The 14,236-nt window shown below is 72.4% G+C and carries 14 protein-coding genes and 1 rRNA gene; 3 read left to right on the top strand and 12 right to left on the bottom strand.

What is annotated here, in order from left to right; all coding sequences use genetic code 11:
- Positions 1 to 5 precede the first annotated feature (5 nt).
- Complete coding sequence (locus AC067M_RS34380) at positions 6 to 347, top strand: ArsR/SmtB family transcription factor (protein ID WP_478700945.1); 342 nt, start codon at positions 6 to 8, stop codon at positions 345 to 347.
- Here AC067M_RS34380 and AC067M_RS34375 read toward each other — a convergent pair.
- The 5 genes from AC067M_RS34375 to AC067M_RS34355 form a co-directional block, all read right to left on the bottom strand.
- Positions 311 to 1,447, bottom strand: a complete 1,137-nt coding sequence (locus tag AC067M_RS34375) for a glycosyltransferase family 4 protein (RefSeq protein WP_478700944.1) — start codon at positions 1,445 to 1,447, stop codon at positions 311 to 313. The genes AC067M_RS34380 and AC067M_RS34375 overlap by 37 nt on opposite strands.
- A 309-nt stretch (positions 1,448 to 1,756) precedes the next feature.
- Positions 1,757 to 3,475, bottom strand: coding sequence for a DNA repair protein RecN (gene recN, locus AC067M_RS34370; protein WP_478701049.1), 1,719 nt, complete (start codon positions 3,473 to 3,475; stop codon positions 1,757 to 1,759).
- Positions 3,476 to 3,711: 236 nt separating this feature from the next.
- Positions 3,712 to 4,617 (bottom strand): NAD kinase, encoded by a 906-nt coding sequence (locus AC067M_RS34365; RefSeq protein WP_133929214.1) that lies wholly within the window; start codon positions 4,615 to 4,617, stop codon positions 3,712 to 3,714.
- Positions 4,614 to 5,429: a TlyA family RNA methyltransferase gene (locus AC067M_RS34360; protein WP_478700943.1), complete on the bottom strand. Its 816-nt coding sequence runs from the start codon at positions 5,427 to 5,429 to the stop codon at positions 4,614 to 4,616. Before AC067M_RS34360 ends, AC067M_RS34365 begins: the two co-directional genes overlap by 4 nt.
- A 7-nt stretch (positions 5,430 to 5,436) precedes the next feature.
- Entirely contained in the window at positions 5,437 to 5,736 is a 300-nt protein-coding gene (locus AC067M_RS34355) for a hypothetical protein (RefSeq protein WP_478700942.1), read from the bottom strand.
- Positions 5,737 to 5,778: 42 nt separating this feature from the next.
- Here AC067M_RS34355 and AC067M_RS34350 point away from each other — a divergent pair, with 42 nt between their 5' ends.
- Positions 5,779 to 6,126 carry a sterol-binding protein gene (locus tag AC067M_RS34350; protein WP_478700941.1) on the top strand — a complete coding sequence of 116 codons (348 nt, stop codon included), beginning with the start codon at positions 5,779 to 5,781 and terminating at the stop codon, positions 6,124 to 6,126.
- Here the strand turns inward: AC067M_RS34350 and AC067M_RS34345 are convergent.
- The 4 genes from AC067M_RS34345 to AC067M_RS34330 all read right to left on the bottom strand — a co-directional run bounded on the left by AC067M_RS34345 (position 6,110) and on the right by AC067M_RS34330 (position 10,409).
- Positions 6,110 to 6,973: an ABC transporter ATP-binding protein gene (locus tag AC067M_RS34345; protein WP_478700940.1), complete on the bottom strand. Its 864-nt coding sequence runs from the start codon at positions 6,971 to 6,973 to the stop codon at positions 6,110 to 6,112. The genes AC067M_RS34350 and AC067M_RS34345 overlap by 17 nt on opposite strands.
- Positions 6,970 to 8,022 (bottom strand): FecCD family ABC transporter permease, encoded by a 1,053-nt coding sequence (locus AC067M_RS34340; protein ID WP_478701048.1) that lies wholly within the window; start codon positions 8,020 to 8,022, stop codon positions 6,970 to 6,972. Before AC067M_RS34340 ends, AC067M_RS34345 begins: the two co-directional genes overlap by 4 nt.
- Positions 8,023 to 8,141: 119 nt before the next feature.
- On the bottom strand, positions 8,142 to 9,185 hold the full coding sequence (locus AC067M_RS34335) for a FecCD family ABC transporter permease (RefSeq protein WP_478700939.1): 1,044 nt from the start codon (positions 9,183 to 9,185) through the stop codon (positions 8,142 to 8,144).
- A 195-nt stretch (positions 9,186 to 9,380) separates the two neighbouring features.
- Positions 9,381 to 10,409, bottom strand: a complete 1,029-nt coding sequence (locus tag AC067M_RS34330; protein ID WP_478700938.1) for an HAD hydrolase-like protein — start codon at positions 10,407 to 10,409, stop codon at positions 9,381 to 9,383.
- A 73-nt stretch (positions 10,410 to 10,482) separates the two neighbouring features.
- On the opposite strand from AC067M_RS34330, the gene AC067M_RS34325 reads away from it, so the two are divergent.
- The gene (locus AC067M_RS34325) at positions 10,483 to 11,766 is read left to right on the top strand and encodes a DUF1015 domain-containing protein (protein ID WP_478700937.1); all 1,284 of its coding nucleotides are present in this window, start codon (positions 10,483 to 10,485) and stop codon (positions 11,764 to 11,766) included.
- A gap of 111 nt (positions 11,767 to 11,877) precedes the next feature.
- On the opposite strand, the gene AC067M_RS34320 is transcribed toward AC067M_RS34325, so the two are convergent.
- The 3 genes from AC067M_RS34320 to rrf form a co-directional block, all read right to left on the bottom strand.
- Complete coding sequence (locus tag AC067M_RS34320; protein WP_478701047.1) at positions 11,878 to 12,729, bottom strand: tetratricopeptide repeat protein; 852 nt, start codon at positions 12,727 to 12,729, stop codon at positions 11,878 to 11,880.
- Positions 12,621 to 13,910: a hypothetical protein gene (locus tag AC067M_RS34315; protein ID WP_478701052.1), complete on the bottom strand. Its 1,290-nt coding sequence runs from the start codon at positions 13,908 to 13,910 to the stop codon at positions 12,621 to 12,623. The genes AC067M_RS34320 and AC067M_RS34315 overlap by 109 nt, the downstream gene beginning before the upstream one ends.
- Before the next feature lie 235 nt (positions 13,911 to 14,145).
- A 5S ribosomal RNA gene (gene rrf, locus AC067M_RS34310) occupies positions 14,146 to 14,236 on the bottom strand; the annotation flags it as partial.

Below are 14,236 nucleotides of genomic sequence, written 5' to 3'. Positions count from 1 at the left end.
GGCTCATGGAACGCACGCCACCGCACCCCGACGTGCGGCAGTTCGACCTCCAGAAGGTGCTGGAGGCCCTGGTCGACCCGGTGCGCCGCGGCATCGTCACGCAGCTCCGGGCCGCCGGTGAGGACATCGCCTGCGGTGGCTTCGACATCGCGGTCAGCAAGTCCACCGCGACCCATCACTTCAAGGTGCTGCGCGAGGCGGGCCTGATCCGGCAGTACTACGTCGGCACCTCACGGATGAACACCCTGCGCCGGGCCGAGATGGACGAGGCGTTCCCGGGCCTGCTCGACGCGCTGACGTCGGCCCAGGATCAGCTCAGGGGTCGCGGCTGCGTCAACTCGTCGTAGACGCTGAGGACCTGGGCGACCGTCTCGTCCTCCGTCGGCCAGGTGGCCGCCTGCCGCACGCCTCTCCCCCGCAGCTCCTCGCACCGCTCGGGGTCGCCGAGCAGCCGTATGACGGCGTCGGCGAGGGCGCCCGCGTCGCCGTACGGGACGAGTTCGGCGGCGTCGCCGACGAGTTCGCGGACGCCGCCGACGTCGGTGGCGACGAGCGGCACGCGCGCGTGGAGGGCCTCCTGCGCCAGCACGGACCGCGACTCCCACCGGCTCGGCAGCAGCGCCAGATCGGCGGCGGCGAGCAGCTCGCCCACGTCGTCCCGCCGTCCGACGAGCCGCACCGGCAGCCCCTCGTCCTCGATCCGGCCCTGGAGCACCGCCCGCAGCGGCCCCTCACCCGCGATCACGACCAGCGGCAACGGGTCGAGCTCGCGCCACGCGCGCGAGGCGTCCAGCAGGACGTCGTACCCCCGGTGCCGGTCGAGGGAGCCCACCGCCATCAGCAACGGGCGTCCGATGGCGCCGAGTTCGGCCCGCGCCTTGGGCCGCTGCCGCTCGGGTCCCTCGGGGCCGTCGGACGCGCGGGGCCCGGGCAGCGCCACGGCGGCGAGCCGCGCGTCCCGCGCGCCCGTCCGGCGCGCCCGGTCCACGAGGTCGGAGGAGGTCCCGAGCACCACGGTGGCGGCCTTCGCGACCCGCCGCTCCAGCAGGCGCAGGAGATGAGCGCGCGCCCCCTCGGCGTGCGCGCGGTTGTGCCAGGTGACGACGAGCGGGGTGCGCCGGCCGCTGAGGGCGAGCACCGCTCGGAAGGAGGCGTGCAGCCCGTGCGCGTGCACCAGGTCGGCGTCCGTGCAGGCCGCCCGCAGGGCCGCCACGGAACCCGGGTCGCTGCTGCGCGGCACGTGCACGTGGTCGGCGCCGGCGCCCGCGAAGTCGTAGGCGCGTTCGGCCTCCGAGGGGGCGCAGACCGTGACCCGCACGCCCCGAGCGACGAGCCCCGCGGTCAGGGAGCGCACATGTGCGCTGCTGCCGGCGTTGCCACCGCCCAGCACCTGCACGGTGCGCAGCGACGACTGACCGTGCGGTGCGGGGCTGCTCACGGGGCTCACGCGGCCGGGGCTCCTGGTTCGGCATCGGACGGTCACGAAGAAACGTACAGAGGGAGACCGCGCGCGGTGGTGTTCTGCGCGATTCCTCCCCCTTCTACGCCAAGGATGCCAGGACGTACGGGTGTTCCGGGAACGCCGGGGAGCCGGTGACCGTGCCGGACCCCGTACAGGTCACCCGCACACCACCCACACGAGTGAATCGGTGCACGTCTGCGCGAACGCGGCTCTGCACGCCCTCCCGGATGCCGGCTCAGCACGCCCTCCCGGACGCCGGCTCAGCACGCTGCACTCCCTCCCGTGTCCTCGGCCCTACGCGCCCTCCCGAGCCGTCGCCAGCAGCTCCTCCGCATGCGCCCGGGCCGTCTCCGAGTCCTCCTGCCCGGCCAGCATGCGGGACAACTCCCTGATCCGGTCCTCCCCTTCGAGCACCTTCACACCGGAGCGCGTCACCGACCCGTCGTTCGTCTTCTCGACCAGCAACTGCCGGTCGGCGAACGCGGCCACCTGCGGCAGGTGGGTCACCACGACGACCTGGGCGGTTTTCGCGAGCCGCGCGAGCCGCCGCCCGATCTCCACGGCCGCCTTGCCGCCCACGCCCGCGTCGACCTCGTCGAAGAGATACGTCGGCACGGGATCCGTCCCTGCGAACACGACCTCCACGGCCAGCATCACGCGCGAGAGCTCACCGCCGGACGCACCCTTGGCAATGGGCCGGGGCGGCGCCCCCGGATGCGGCGCGAGCAACAGCTCGACCTCGTCGACCCCGGACGGCCCGTACGCCACGGCACGACCGCCGACCTCCACGCCCTCCGGGTCCTCGGTGTGCCGGATCTCGAACGACACACGCGCGTGCGGCATCGCCAGCGAGGCCAGCTCGGCGGTCACGGCGGCGGCGAACCGCTCGGCGGCCTCCGCACGGGCGTCGGTCAGCGCCTGCGCCAGCCCGCCCAGTTCGATCCGCAGCGCGTCCCGCTCGCCGGTCAGCTCGTCGATCCGCTCGTCGTCGGAGTCCAGCTCGGTGAGCCGGGCCGCACTCCGCTCGGCCCACGTGAGCACCGCGCCGACGTCCTCGCCGTACTTGCGCGTCAGCGCGGTCAGCGCGGCCCGCCGCTCCTCGACCGCCGCGAGCCGCAGCGGGTCGGCGTCCAGGTCGTCGGCGTACCCCGCCAGCTCCCCCGCCACGTCGCCCAGCAGGATCCCGACCTCCCCGATCCGGTCGGCGAGCGCCGCCAGCGCCGGGTCATGCGCCCGTACGGCCTCCAGGGCCCGCTGAGCGCCCGCGACGAGGGTGGTCGCGTCAATTCCCTCGGGGTCCTCCGGATCGCCCGCCAGAGCGCCGTGAGCGGCCGTGGCGGCCGACGACAACGCCTCCGCGTGCCCCAGCCGCTCCGCCTCCTCCGCCAGCTCCACGTCCTCACCGGCACGCGGCTCCACGCCGGCGATCTCGTCGAGCCCGTACCGCAGCATGTCGGCTTCCTGGGCCCGCTCACGCGCGCGTGTGGTGATCTCCTCCAGCTCCACGGACACGGCCCGCAGCCGCCGGTACGCCTCGCCGTACTTCGCCAACGGCACGGCGACGGCATCCCCGGCATACCGGTCGAGCGCCTGCCGCTGCCGGGACAGCTTCAGCAGCCCCTGCTGGTCGGTCTGCCCGTGCACGGCCACCAGCTCGTCGGCGAGCTCGGCCAGCATCCCCACAGGCACACTGCGCCCGCCGACGTGCGCCCGCGAGCGCCCCTCGGCCGACACAGTGCGGCTGATCAGCAACGCCCCGTCGTCGAGCTCGGCCCCGGCCTCCTCGGCCCGAACGGCCACCGAGGCGCCCGAGGGCACGGTGATCCGCCCCTCCACAACCGCCTTCTCGGCCCCGATCCGCACGAGCGCCGCATCCGCCCGCCCGCCCAGCAGCAATCCGAGGCTGGTGACCACCATGGTCTTACCCGCACCCGTCTCACCCGTGACGGCGGTGAACCCCGGCGACAACTCGACGACAGCGTCGTCAATGACCCCGAGCGACCGTATCCGCATCTCCTCCAACACGGAGAAGACCTTACGAGGTCGGGGGCGGACAGTGCGACGGCCCCCGGCCCCATAGTCGGAAGCCGCAGGTGAACGATTGAATATGGGCTGCCCTTGTCACCCGGGGGAGTGGTCCGGCCAAAGGGGCGCGGGGCTGTGTCGACATGCGGCTCCGCCGTGTGGGCGCGACGAGCCACAACCCACCCGCAGCCGCCGACGCTCCCCAGCGCCCCACCGCGAACCGGCTAGTGCGGCGCCCCCCGCCACCCGGAAACCGGCAACGCGAACTTCGCCACCAGCCGATCCGTGAACGAAGCATGATGCAGCCGAGCCAACCGCACCGGCACAGCCCCCCGCCGCACCTCCACCCGCGCCCCGGGCGGCAACTCCACAGTCCGCCGCCCGTCACACCACAGGACCCCCGGCGGGATATGAGGCAGAACCTCCACCGCCAACACAGAATCCGGCGACGTCACCAACGGCTTCGCGAACAGCGCATGCGCACTGATCGGCACCATCAACAACGCCTCGACCTCGGGCCACACCACGGGCCCACCCGCCGAGAACGCGTACGCGGTCGACCCGGTCGGCGTGGACAGCACGATCCCGTCACACCCGAACCCCGTCACCGGCCGCCCGTCGATCTCGAGGACGACCTCGAGCAGCTTCTCCGCCGAGACCTTCTGGACGGCCGCCTCGTTCAGCGCCCAGTCCGTGTGCACGATGTCCCCGTTGCGGTGAACGACGACGTCGACGGTCATCCGCTCCTCGACCTCGTACGCCTTCGTGACCACCCGGTCCACGACCTTGTCGAGATCGTCCCGCTCGGCCTCCGCGAGGAACCCGACCCGCCCGAGGTTGACCCCGAGCATCGGCACCCCGGACGCCCGCGCGAACTCGGCGCCGCGCAGCAGCGTCCCGTCGCCGCCCAGCACGATCAGCAGCTCACACCCGTCGAGGCACTGCGGAGTCGCCTCCTTGACCAGCTCCACCTCGTCCGACAGCGGCAGGTCGCGCGCCTCGTACTCCAGGACGCGCACGCCGATGCCCGAGCGCAGCAGCCCCTTCACCACCAGCTCCGCACTGCGGATGGCGGCGGGCCGCCCCGTGTGGGCGAGCAGGAAAACAGTTCGAGCTCGGTTCTGAGTCAACGCGGCCCCTCCGCAACTGCACGGTCAACATCGGCCGGGTCCAGGGTCGGCGCCCCGGACCGCAGCCAGAGAAAGTACTCCACGTTGCCCGAGGGTCCGGGCAACGGACTGGCCGTCACACCCTTCACCCCTAGACCCAGCTCCCAGGCCTTGCCGGCGACCCCCCGCACGGCCTCGGCCCGCAGCTGCGTACTGCGTACGACTCCCCCGCTGCCCAGCCGTTCCTTCCCCACCTCGAACTGCGGCTTGACCATCATCACCAGGTCGGCGTCCGGCTTCACGCACCGCGTCAGGGCCGGCAGCACCAGCCCGAGTGGGATGAAGGACAAATCCCCCACGACAAGATCCACAGGCTCCCCATCGATCGCTTCAAGCGTCAACTCGCGTACGTTCGTACGGTCCTTGACGGTGACGCGTTCATCGCTCTGCAGAGACCACGCGAGTTGTCCGTATCCGACGTCGACGGCGACGACGTGCGCGGCGCCCGCGCGCAGCAGTACGTCGGTGAAGCCACCGGTGGACGCGCCGGCGTCCAGCGCCCGCCGCCCCTCGACGACGAGCCCCTGCGGCACGAAGACCTCCAGCGCGCCGGCGAGCTTGTGGCCGCCCCGGGAGACGTACTCCGGGTCGCTGCCGTCGACGGCGACCACGATCGCGGCCGCCGTCTCCACCTGTGTGGCGGACTTGGTCGCGACGGTCTTGCCGACGGTGACCCGCCCGGCGGCGATCAGCTGGCCGGCGTGCTCGCGCGAGCGCGCGAGCTTCCGGCGGACCAGCTCCGCGTCCAGACGGCGGCGTGCGACTCCTGCCACGTTCGGTTCAGCTCCTGCTCTCGTATGTCGAGGGGGGCACCGGAGGTCCCGGGCGGGCGTCGAGCGCGGTGAGCGCGTCGCGCAGCCCCCGGTGTACATCCTCGTACACCTCGACATGCCCGTCCGTGGCGAGGTGGTCCGCGTCACCGAGCCGCGCCAGCTGGGCGTCGACCTCGGCGTTGCCGGTGGGGGTGCGGGGCACGTTCAGCGCGGCGGGCGCGGCGGGGTCGCGCTCCGGTTCCTGTGGCTCCGGTTCCCGCGGCTGCGCCTGCGGCGCGGGCTCGGGCTCCGGCACTGTCTCGCTCATGCCCAGACGCTACCCCGAACCCCTGGGGTACCGTCGATCGCGATGGCCACCATTGAGGAGTGCCGTGCGGCACTCGAGAAGCTCTCGGAGAACATGCAGAGCGCCGAAGGGGACGTCCGTACGGCCGCCTCCCTGGACCGTTCGGTGACCTGCTGGATCACGGACCTGGACGTCACGTTCATCGGCCGGATGACGGCCGGCCGGATCGTGGTGCAGGACACCCTGCAGGGCCCTCCTCGGGAGAAGGCCCAGATCAGGCTGACCATGACCGGTGACGATCTGGTCGCGCTGGTCGCGGGCGAGCTGAACTTCGCGAAGGCGTGGGGTTCGGGGCGGGTGAAGCTGGAGGCCGGTCTCAGGGACCTCTTCCAGCTCAGGAAGCTTCTGTAGCGACCGCCTGCCGGCCAGGCGTCCGCGCAGTGCGCGCCGCCGGCACCACCAGCGGGGTACCCGTCTCCGGGTCGTCGATGACCTGGCAGCGCAGCCCGAAGACCTCCTCCACCAGCCCGGCGGTGACGACGTCGTTCGGCGCTCCCTGCGCGATGACCTCGCCGCCCTTCAGGGCGATCAGGTGGGTGGCGTACCGGGCCGCGTGGTTGAGGTCGTGCAGGACGGCGACGAGCGTGCGGCCCTGCTCCTCGTGCAGTTCGGCGCACAGGTCGAGCACGTCGATCTGGTGCTGGATGTCCAGGTAGGTCGTCGGCTCGTCGAGCAGCAGCAGCGGTGTCTGCTGCGCGAGCGCCATCGCGATCCACACACGCTGGCGCTGACCGCCGGACAGCTCGTCGACGTACCGGTCGGCGAGCTCCGCGACTCCGGTCTGCGCCATGGACTCCTGGACGACCCGCTCGTCCTCGGCCGACCACTGGCGCAGGATGCCCTGGTGCGGGTAGCGGCCGCGACCCACCAGGTCGCCCACGGTGATCCCGTCGGGCGCGATCGAGGACTGCGGCAGCAGCCCCAGCGTCCGCGCCACCTTCTTCGCGGGCATCGACTGAATCACCTGCCCGTCGAGAAGCACCCGCCCCTGGGACGGCTTCAGCATCCGCGACAGGGCCCGCAGGAGCGTCGACTTGCCGCACGCGTTCGGACCGACGATCACGGTGAAGGAGTTGTCGGGGATCTCCACCGACAGCTGTTCGGCGATGACACGCTGGTCGTAGGCGAGGGTGACGTTCTCGGCGGACAGGCGGTTCACGGTACTCCTTGGGGTGTTCTTCTTCGCTGAGCCGCTCATATCCGGCCCGCCTTGCGCTCGGTGACCAGCAGCCACAGCAGATAGACGCCTCCGACGACGCCGGTGACCACGCCCACGGGCAACTGGTCGGCTCCGAAGGCCCGCTGCGAGACCCAGTCGGCGGTGACGAGCAGGGTGGCGCCCATGCACAGGGACGGCAGGAGGTTCGGTCCCGGCGAGCGGGTCAGGCGCCGGGCGAGCTGCGGCGCGGTGAGCGCCACGAAGCTGACGGGGCCCGCGGCGGCCGTGGCGGACGCGGTGAGCAGCACGGCGGCGACCATCAGCAGCAGCCGGACGCGCTCCACGCGCACGCCGAGCGCGTTGGAGACGTCGTCGCCCATCTCCATCATCCGTAGACCCGGCGCGTTGGCGAGGACGAACGGCACGAGCACCGCCCACAGGGCGAGCAGCGGCCAGACCTGCTCCCAGTCACGGCCGTTGAGGGACCCGGTCATCCACACGACCGCGCGGGCCGCGTCGACGAGGTCCGCCTTGGTGAGCAGATAGCCGTTGACCGCCGTGGCGATCGCCGCGACGCCGATGCCGACCAGCACCAGACGGTAGCCGTGCACGCCCCGCTTCCAGGACAGCAGGTAGATGGCGGCGCCCGTGACCAGTCCGCCCACAAGCGCCCCGAGGGTCACCTCGGTGGGGCTCCCGGAGAACAGCACGATCATCACGAGCGCGCCCGCCGTCGCGCCCTGCCCGAGGCCGAGCACGTCCGGGCTGCCCAGCGGATTACGGGAGATGGCCTGGAACAACGCGCCACCGAGCCCCAGCGAGGCGCCGACCAGCAGCCCGACGAGGACCCTCGGCAGCCGCAGCTCGTTGACGATGAACTCCTGCCCCGGGTTGCCGTCACCGACCAGCGTCTTCAGCACGTCGGAGGCCGGGATGGGGAAGTCGCCGGTGCCGATCAGCGCCACGCTCGCGGTGAGCGCGGCGAGCAGCAGCAGGACGACGACAGTCAACGCGCGGACGTTCAGCCGGACGGAGACCCCGCCCGGGCCGCGCACGGCCCGGACGGAGACCCCGCCCGGGCCGCGCACGGCCCGGACACCACGCGCGGTTCGGGTGCTCTTGTCCGCGGTCTTCACGTCTTCGGTCTTCACGTCTTCGGTCTTCACGTCTTCGGTCTTCACGTCTTCGGTCTTCACGTCAGCGGTCTTCACAGCTGCGCCGTCCTCCTCCGTCGTACGAGATAGATGAAGACCGGGCCGCCGATGATCGCGGTGACGATGCCGACCTGGAGCTCCGAGGGCCGGACGACGATCCGGCCGATCACGTCCGCGCCGAGCAGCAGCACGGGCGACAGGACGGTCGCGTACGGCAGGATCCAGCGCAGGTCGGGACCGGTGAAGGAACGCACGACGTGCGGCACCATCAGCCCGACGAACACGATCGGCCCGCAGGCGGCGGTCGCCGCCCCGCACAGCACGGTCGCGGCGAGCATGGACAGCGCCCGGGTGCGGTTCAGGTTGGCGCCGAGTGCCTTGGCGGTGTCGTCGCCCATGGCCATCGCGTTGAGCGGCCGGGCGAGCGCGAGCGCGAGGACGGTGCCGACCGCGAGAAACGGCAGCACCTGGCGGATCGTCTCGTCGGTCGCGGACGACAGCGAACCCACCGTCCAGAAGCGCATCTTGGCCAGCGCCGCGTCGTCCATGATCATCACGGCCTGGAGGTAGCCGTAGAGCGCGGCACTGATCGCCGTACCGGCGAGGGCGAGCCGCACGGGCGTGGCACCCCGGCTGCCGCCCAGGAACCAGACCAGCGCGCCGACGGCGGCCGCCCCGAAGAACGCGAACCACACATAGCCGGTCAGGCTCGTGACACCCAGATACGTCACCGCCGTGACGACCGCGGCCGAGGCGCCCGCGTTGATGCCGAGCAGCCCCGGGTCGGCGAGCGGATTGCGCGTCAGCGCCTGGAGCACGGCCCCGGACAGGCCGAGCGCGGCCCCGGCGAGCAGCCCGAGCACGGTCCGCGACAGCCGCTCGTCGACCACGACGTCGCCGTACGTCCCCGAGTTCTCGAACAGGCCGTGCCAGACCTGCGCGACGGACAGCTCCTTCGCGCCGATCGCGATGCTCGCCAGGGCGACGAGCGCCAGGATCAGGACGGAGAGCAGGAGCCCAAGGCTCCGTACCGCCCGGCGTCTTGGGGGCGCGGGGGCGGTCTCCGCGCGCTGTTCGGGAGGACTGTCGACCAACACGTAGTTAGGTTAGCCTACCCTCGCATTTCCCTTCGCTCCCTGGTCGGCACACGGCCTCGGGTTCACAGGCCCGTTGCGGGTCCGTCGCGCACTTTCACAGGCCGGGCACCGACGCGCCTCGCAGCGCTCAGGTTCACCGTCGGGCGCCGGCCCACCTCACGGCGGTCGCGCTCACAGGCCGAGCGCCGACCTACCTCACAGCCCCAGCCGCGCCAGCGCCTTGCCCCCGTCCAGTTCGCAGGTGCCCTCCCCGGCCACCGTCCAGGCCGCCGCGCACAGCGCCCGGAGGCCGTCCAACGCCTCGCCCTCACCGTCGAGTTCGAGCCGCCCGTCGCCGACCGTCGCCGTCCACCCGCCGCACCGGAACCCGCCGTCGGCCTCCGTGACCTCCGGCTGTCCGGTGAGCAGCCCGCGCAGATCCGCGTCGACGTACGTCGGCCGGTGCTGCGGCGGCGCGGCCAGCAACTGCGCGCCGTCGGTGACACCGGTCAGCACCAGCAGCGAGTCGACCTCGCCGTTGAACGCGCCCTCGATGTCCGTGTCCAGCCGGTCCCCGACCACCAGCGGCCGCTCGGCACCCGTCCGCAGGATCGTCTCCCGGTGCATCGGCGGCAACGGCTTGCCCGCCACCTGCGGCTCGGCCCCGGTCGCGATCCGCACGACCTCCACCGCCGCCCCGTTGCCCGGCGCGATCCCCCGCCCGCTCGGAATCGTCAGGTCGGTGTTGGAGGCGAACCACGGCACCCCGCGCGCGACGGCGTAGGACGCCTCCGCGAACCGCCCCCAGGGCAGGTCGGGCCCGCCGTACCCCTGCACGACGGCGGCGGGATCGTCGTCGGCGGACTCCACGGGCACGAGCCCACGCTCCCGCAGCGCCACCCGCAGCCCCTCCCCGCCGATGACCAACACCCGCGCGCGCCTGGGCACCTGCTCACTGATGAGCCGGGCCACCGCCTGCGCCGACGTGATGACGTCGTCCGGCCCCGTCGGTATCCCCAGCTCGCTCAGGTGCTCGGCCACCGTGTCCGGGGTGCGCAGCGCGTTGTTGGTGACGTACGCCAGACGCATCCCGCCCGCGCGGGCCGTGTCGAGCGACTCGACCGCGTGCACGATCGCGTTACCACCCGCATACACCACACCGTCCAGGTCGAGCAGCGCCGTGTCGTATGCCTCGCTCAGGGCCTGCCCACTGCCCTCGGGCCTCGTCCTGACGCTCCGGCTCATTACACATCGCTCCTCGTTCACTCGACTTTCCCCCGATCATCCCGCATGCCACTGACACACGTACGATGCCGGGATGAACTCAGCAGGTCACTCGGAAGCAACGGCGCGCCGAGGCCTGGAACTCACCCCGTTCCGAGGCCTGCGATACGACCCCGACCGGGTCGGCAGCCTGGCCGCCGTGACGTCCCCACCGTACGACGTCGTCGTCCGCCCCGACGGTCTGCACCATCTCCAGTCCGCGGACCCCTACAACATCGTGCGGCTGATTCTCCCCCAGGCCACCACCCCCACCGCCCGCAACGCCCAGGCCGCCGACACCCTGCGCCGCTGGCTCGACGAGGGCGTCCTGACCACCGACCCCGAACCGGGCCTGTACGTCTACGAGCAGCATGACGGCGACGGCATGATCCAGCGCGGTCTGATCGGCGCCCTGCGCCTCTCCGAGCCGTCCGAGGGCGTGGTCCTGCCCCACGAGGACGTCATGCCGCACGTCGTCGCGGACCGCGCGGCCCTGATGCGGGCCACCTCCGCGAACCTGGAGCCCCTGCTGCTGACGTACCGCGGCAACGGCTCGGCGGCCGAGGTGGTGGAACGCGCCGCCGAACGACCCCCGCTCCTCGACACGACCACCGAGGACGGCTTCAGCCACCGCCTCTGGTCGGTCACCGATCCCGCCGAAGTGGCCTGCGTCCAGGGGGACCTCGCCCACCAACAGGCCCTGATCGCCGACGGCCACCACCGCTGGGCGACCTATCGCCGGCTCCGCGCCGAGCACTCCTCCCCCAGCCCCTGGGACTACGGTCTGGTCCTCCTCGTCGACACGGCCCGCTACCCCCTGCGCGTCCGCGCCATCCACCGCCTCCTGCACGGCCTGCCCGTGGCCGACGCCCTGTCCGCCCTGGACGGCCTGTTCCGCGTACGCCGTCTCGACGTGCCCCTGGCGCAGGCGCTCGACGCACTGGCCGACGCGGCCCGCGAGGGCAACGCGTTCCTCCTGGCCGGCGACGGCGCCTTCCATCTCATCGACCGCCCGGACCCGGGCCTCCTGTCCCGCACGGTCCCCGCCGAGCACCCCGCCGCCTGGCGTTCGCTGGACGCGACGGTCCTGCACGCCACGCTCCTCGACCACGTCTGGCACATCTCCGAGGACTCCCCCGCCCACATCGCCTACATCCACGAGACGGCCGCCACCGTCGCGAAGGCGGAACGCGACGGCGGCACGGCGGTGCTCCTGCACCCGGTCCGCGAGGAAGTCGTCCGCGACCTCGCCCGCCAGGGCGTCACCATGCCCCGCAAGTCCACCTCCTTCGGCCCGAAACCGGCGTCAGGCCTGGTCCTGCGGGCGCTGGACCTCTGAGCGAGCCTTCTGACAGGGCCTTCTGACAGGGCCTTCTGACAGGCTCCTCTAGCGGGCATACAAAAGGGGCGGGACCCCTGACCCGGGATCCCGCCCCTTCACTCACCGACGTCAGTCCTCGTCGTACTGACCGTCCTTGCCGTGCGTGTCGACCTGGCCGTCCGTGTCGTCCTTGTCATCCATGTCGACCTTGTCACCCGCGTTGACCTTGTCATCCGCGTCGACCTTGGAGGCGTCGGCGCTCTCCGCCTGGACCTCCCCGCGCTCACGGTCACTCGCGTCCTCGTCGAGGGCGTCGACGAACTCCACCCCGTCCAGCTCGGCGAGCCGGTCGGAGGCGTCCGTGCTGCCGTCCCGGTCGGCCTCGACGGCCTTCGCGAACCACTCGCGCGCCTCGTCGACCCGCTCGGCCGCGAGCAGCGCGTCCGCGTACGCGTACCGCAGCCGCGCGGTCCACGGCTGGACGGAGCCGGAGGCCAGCTCAGGGCTCTGCAGCGTCACGATGGCCGCGTCCAGCTGCCCCATGTCACGCCGGGCGCCGGCCGCGACGAGCCGCATCTCGACCTGCCCGGCCTTGTCGAGCTTGTGCACCTCGGGAGCGCCGGCCATGTCCAGCGCCTTCTCCGGCCGCCCGAGCCCACGCTCGCAGTCGGCCATGACGGGCCACAGCTCCACACTGCCGGTCATCCGCCGCGCGGCCCGGAACTCGGCGAGCGCCTCGCTGTACTTCTGGTTCGCGTACGCGGCGAATCCGGCCGCCTCGCGCACGGCCGCGACGCGCGACGCCAGCCGCAGGGCGACCCTGGAGTAGCCGTACGCGCCCTCGGGGTCCTCGTCGATGAGCCGGGCGACCATCACCAGGTTCTTGGCGACGTCCTCCGCGAGCGTCTTCGGCAGGCTCTGCAGCTCCTGCCGTACGTCCTTGTCGATCTCGTCGCCCGTGACGTCCTCGGGGATCGGCAGCCGCTTGATCGGCTCGCGGTCACGATCCCGCTCCTCGCGGAACCGCCCACCGCCGCCGCCACGCCGGTCGTCCCGGTCGCGGAAGCCACCGGGCCGACCGCCTCGGTCGTCCCTACGCGGACCGCGTCCACCACGGTCGTCCCGACCCCGGAACCCGCCACGCTCACCGCGGTCGCCCCGCTGGTCGTCGCGCCGGAAACCCGTGCGCGCGTCGCCGCCACGGAAACCACGGTCACGCTCACCGCCACGCTCGTCCCGACGGAAGCCACCACGGTCCCCGCGGTCGCCACGGTCGTCACCACGGCGGTCGTCACGGCGACCGTAGCCACCGCCGCCACCACGGTTGTCGTCACGCCGGAAGCCGCCGCGGTCGTCGTCCCGGCGCTCCGGGCGAGCGCCACGGTCGTCACGACGGAAGGTGGGACGGTCGCCCCGGTCACCACGGTCGTCACGACGGAAGGAAGGGCGGTCGCCCCGGTCGTCGCGGCGAGGTCCACGGTCACGGTCGTCACGCTGGAACGACGGACGCGGCCCCCGGTCACCCTCACGTCGGTCGTCGCGCCGGCCGCCATAGCCACCGCCGCCGCCACGGTTGTCGTCACGACGGAACCCACCGCGGTCGCCACGGTCGTCACCGCGGCGGTCGTCGCGACGGTCGTCACGGCGACCGTAGCCACCGCCGCCACCACGGTTGTCGTCACGCCGGAAGCCGCCGCGGTCGTCGTCCCGGCGCTCCGGGCGAGCGCCACGGTCGTCACGACGGAAGGTGGGACGGTCGCCCCGGTCACCACGGTCGTCACGACGGAAGGAAGGGCGGTCGCCCCGGTCACCACGGTCGTCACGACGGAAGGAAGGGCGGTCGCCCCGGTCGTCGCGGCGAGGTCCACGGTCACGGTCGTCACGCTGGAACGACGGACGCGGCCCCCGGTCACCCTCACGTCGGTCGTCGCGCCGGCCGCCGTAGCCACCGCCACCACGATTGTCGTCACGCCGGAACCCACCACGGTCCCCGCGGTCGCCACGGTCGTCACCACGGCGCTCGTCGCGACGGTCATCACGGCGACCGTAGCCACCGCCACCACCACGGTTGTCGTCACGACGGTCGTCACGCCGGGCGCCGTAACCACCGCGGTCGTTACGGTCGTTGTCGCGGCGGTCGTTGTCGCGGCGGAAGCCGCCACGGTCCCCGCGGTACCCGCCGCGGTCGCCGCGGTCACCACTGTCCCGTCGCTGCTGGTCGCGCTCCGGTCGCTCGTCGGGAGAGTTGGTGGACATGGTGACTCCTGTCTTCGGTACCGCAAGTCATTCTCGCGCAGTCGGGTACCCGATGCGCCCTGGCCTGCGCTTGTTTCAAAACACGAAAAGGACCCCTGGTCCCAGCTGAACGCTGGTGACCAGGGGTCCTTCCCAAAGATTGTTCGGCGGCGTCCTACTCTCCCACAGGGTCCCCCCTGCAGTACCATCGGCGCTGTAAGGCTTAGCTTCCGGGTTCGGAATGTAACCGGGC

It is taken from the genome of Streptomyces sp. NPDC043427, assembly GCF_056436655.1.
This window is presented reverse-complemented; position numbering and strand designations above follow the sequence as displayed.